Source organism: Pseudoalteromonas sp. AWM4_233, assembly GCF_056158285.1.
Genome location: NZ_JBSWSZ010000099.1, coordinates 1 through 3,186, shown reverse-complemented (window position 1 = coordinate 3,186; position 3,186 = coordinate 1). Strand labels below are relative to the sequence as shown.

The window sequence follows — 3,186 nt, the reverse complement described above, 5'->3', positions numbered from 1 at the left end:
AAGGTTAACAGGTTACTCCTCCGTGAGTCTGACAGCACCTTGGTTCGCCATCTATCCAAATTCGCCAACCAGCTTTGGAAGCAGCCCGGCTCGACGGGCTGGCGGCTCGTTTCAAAGGCGAGGAAGAAGTCGCCTTTGCGGTGCAAGCCCGCCTACATGGGCGCGTATCTCGACAACATGGAGGATCTGCCTGCGTGCGGATCCTCTGGAAGACGCGTTGCAGATCCTCGAAGAGATCTGTGAAGACCCTGAAAGCGTCGATGATCAGGAGATCGAGGATCAAGTACCTGAACCGCGCCGCTATGCTGTGGTATCGACCAAGAAGGCGCTGCGCGATGCGAATTTCAAAGATCGCGTGCTAACAGCGTATTTCGCACTCTTGCGCTATGTGCGGCGTGCCACTGCGCCTTCTCGATGCAGCGCATATCCTTCCGGCCGCTCATCCTGATAGCACTGATGAAACCAGCAACGGGATAGCGCTCTGCGCTCTTCATCACCGCGCCTATGATCGTGGCCTGGTCACTTTCGACACCGGCTATCAGATATCATCAGAAACGGAGCGATGGAAGGGGAGCTTGTGGCTGCTGGCCTCGATGGCGGACTAGCGGACTTTCAGGCACGCCTTTTCCCGATGATCGAAGTGCCACCTGGCCGAGTTGATCGACCTTCTCCTGCCTTTATTGAGCAGGTGAACGCCCTAAGAGGATGGGCACTCTAGCGATCTACAGGGTTATATTGCGGAATACCGGGGGTTCGATTCTTGATTCCAACCTCGAAAATCGCCCTGTCCAACGCCTGAAAATATCGCGTCATTTTTGGACGTATTTCCGAACATTTCATGAATATTCCCCGCATATTCAACCAGAAATTCGATGAGCTAGGGTTGCATTATTTGAAAATAATACCAATATTTCACGAAATATGGTGCGAAGGGGCGATTCTATGTCTGATAGTTCTGAGAGAAGAGAGAAATTTGTACGTCTAGCCGAGAGCCGAACTCAGGCTGCGCTCTCAGATATTCGCAAGATTGGCAATCTGTCTAATCAGCGATCTTACGAGTCGGGATCAGTCGATGTGCGCAAAATAGTTAAGGCTTTGCGGGAAGCTGTTAGCGAGATGGAACGCCGTTTCGATCCTCAAGGGTCGTCCGAGCAGCACTTTCAAATTGTAAGGAATTTCAATGTCTCAGGATAGTTTGGGCATCAGTGATATTGGCGCATTTGTGCGTATGACAATCGAGCGAGCACCGTCTTGGACAATGCCTCGAGACTGCGTAAAGAACGCTATTGAGGCTGCTCAGTTGGCGGAAGGTGAGAAAGAGGTCAGGATCACCTCGCGGCATTACCGTGGTGTGCCGAAACTTGTACTTTGGAACACAGGGCCAGGATTGAGCGACACAGAGCTAGTTAAGATCACCCATCTCGCATCCTCAATAAATAAGACGCTAGACCTGGACGCGAACTTCGGAGTGGGAGCCAAGGTTTCTTCACTCGCTAACAACAAGGCTGGCATGATTTATCGCTCTTGCAAGGACGGTGCTGTCAGTGAGGTCATCCTGGCCTATGACGATGAAGAGCAAAACTACGTGCGTGTGAAGCGAGATGTGGATGGCGAGCTCGTGAATGTTCTGGACGTCACAGACGTCGCCCGCTCCGATGGCCTTGATACAACTGGCGATTGGACAGAAGTCATGCTGCTGGGCAATTCGCTTGAGCAAAACACAGCTCGAGACACCCTCGACACCAAGGGGCGAACACCTCAGCATTATCTCGCGACGGCGCTATATCGGCGGTTCTATAGGGTGCCGGAAGACGTCAGCATTAAAATGGACGGAGACTTCACTCGATTTAAGCGGGATGTCCGCGAGTTTGAGACGATCTGGGATCGCCGGAACAAAGCTTTCGCCCGTTTTAAATCAGTTAAGAGCGAGGACGGAACAGTCACAGTTCACTTCTTCCACGACCCAGACCACAAGAGTTCTCCAGGCATGCGTCAGTCTGCCGGAGGAGCACTCGGAAGTACCACTACTACGCTAGCAATCATACATAAAGACGAGATGTTCTCTGTTGAAACAGGCGTTGGGTGGGTGCAGCTGCCCCCGCTTTTGGGATACCATTTGGTTCGAAGGAACTTTGCGTTCACATAGAGATCGCCGACAATCTGGCAAGGCCAAGCCAGTATCGTGAACGGCTAATTACTCGCGACACTGGCGCAGACATTTCACCATCTGATTTTGCCCATCTGAGTTCGTGAATTGATGCCGGATTGGGTGAAGGACGTAGTGTCAGCCGCCAGCCCTGAACGAGCAGCAGATTACGATGATCTTCAAAAAGAACTTCAATCTCTGTTGGACGAGTTCAGATTGAAGTCCGAGGGCAGAAAAAAATCCAAAGATGGTAGTCCGTCTGGACACCGAGATGCCGGAAAGCCCGAGGGGCAAGGTTTCTCAGGCGGCTCAGGTGCCGCGCAGTCCGGGGGAGACAAGCCATCGCGGCGTAACGTGTTTGATGTCCCCGAGGGCGCGAAAAGGTCGAAGTCTGCTGAGATTTTCGACCGGGCTCCAGAAATCATTCCACTGTCTACCGAGGAAGAAATCACGGACAAAGACCTGTTGGGCAAGGCTGCGCTTTATGTTCCTGAAACTGGGCAATTATTTGTTAACTGCCTCTATGAGGCGGTGGATGCTATGGCCTCAGAAATCTCAGTTCCTTTCCAGACGAGGATGACTCAGAGACGGTCCGGAGCTAGCCGTTGAAGCGGCTCGCCGCGCTGTAATGTTGGAAGTCGGCAAGGCCGTTGTTTTTGCGCTCTCAAAGCGAAGTGTTTCGGCCTGGACTGACGAGAGCTTGAACAAGCGTTGTCAAAAGTGTGCCTGTCCATCGCTGCAGATGACTATCGTGCGGGGCTATCGGAAGCGCGACAGTATGCGCGAGACAGCAACTACGAGCCCGAATGGCCGCCTAATCTGAGAGCGATCAGGCACGCCGTACAGTACGTTCGCTTCCTGAACAGTCGAGCAATCTCAGGCACCGCACGGTGTTCGTCATCCCTCATACGCCGCACCTCATCTTTCTGAGCAGGCCGACAGAGCAGGGGGCCTGCCTCCTGTCCGCCCCCGCCTGCGGGCTGATGCCAATCCCTCTTTTGGTCCGCTCTGAAATCCGTTCCTGCTTCAAACTGGGCGAT

5 protein-coding genes are annotated in these 3,186 nt (G+C 53.2%); all 5 read left to right on the top strand.

From position 1 onward, the window contains the following. Window positions 1–217: 217 nt before the first annotated feature. The 5 genes from ACXAC4_RS21130 (at window position 218) to ACXAC4_RS21110 (ending at window position 2,755) form a co-directional block, all read left to right on the top strand. The gene (locus ACXAC4_RS21130; protein WP_475165157.1) at window positions 218–448 is read left to right on the top strand and encodes a hypothetical protein; all 231 of its coding nucleotides are present in this window, start codon (window positions 218–220) and stop codon (window positions 446–448) included. Then, window positions 387–605, top strand: coding sequence for an HNH endonuclease (locus ACXAC4_RS21125; RefSeq protein WP_475165155.1), 219 nt, complete (start codon window positions 387–389; stop codon window positions 603–605). The genes ACXAC4_RS21130 and ACXAC4_RS21125 overlap by 62 nt, the downstream gene beginning before the upstream one ends. 337 nt (window positions 606–942) lie before the next feature. Further along, window positions 943–1,194 (top strand): hypothetical protein, encoded by a 252-nt coding sequence (locus tag ACXAC4_RS21120; RefSeq protein ID WP_475165153.1) that lies wholly within the window; start codon window positions 943–945, stop codon window positions 1,192–1,194. After that, a complete protein-coding gene (locus tag ACXAC4_RS21115; protein WP_475165150.1) occupies window positions 1,181–2,146 on the top strand; it encodes a hypothetical protein in 966 nt (321 codons plus the stop codon). Before ACXAC4_RS21120 ends, ACXAC4_RS21115 begins: the two co-directional genes overlap by 14 nt. A 111-nt stretch (window positions 2,147–2,257) precedes the next feature. After that, the gene (locus tag ACXAC4_RS21110; RefSeq protein ID WP_475165149.1) at window positions 2,258–2,755 is read left to right on the top strand and encodes a hypothetical protein; all 498 of its coding nucleotides are present in this window, start codon (window positions 2,258–2,260) and stop codon (window positions 2,753–2,755) included. Window positions 2,756–3,186: the final 431 nt, after the last annotated feature.

Excerpts from the sequence above, each read along its gene's own strand:
- ACXAC4_RS21125 (WP_475165155.1), top strand. The coding sequence starts at position 387 with ATGTGCGGCGTGCCACTGCGCCTTCTCGATGCAGCGCATATCCTTCCG.
- ACXAC4_RS21120 (WP_475165153.1), top strand. The coding sequence starts at position 943 with ATGTCTGATAGTTCTGAGAGAAGAGAGAAATTTGTACGTCTAGCCGAG.
- ACXAC4_RS21115 (WP_475165150.1), top strand. The coding sequence starts at position 1,181 with ATGTCTCAGGATAGTTTGGGCATCAGTGATATTGGCGCATTTGTGCGT.
- ACXAC4_RS21110 (WP_475165149.1), top strand. The coding sequence starts at position 2,258 with ATGCCGGATTGGGTGAAGGACGTAGTGTCAGCCGCCAGCCCTGAACGA.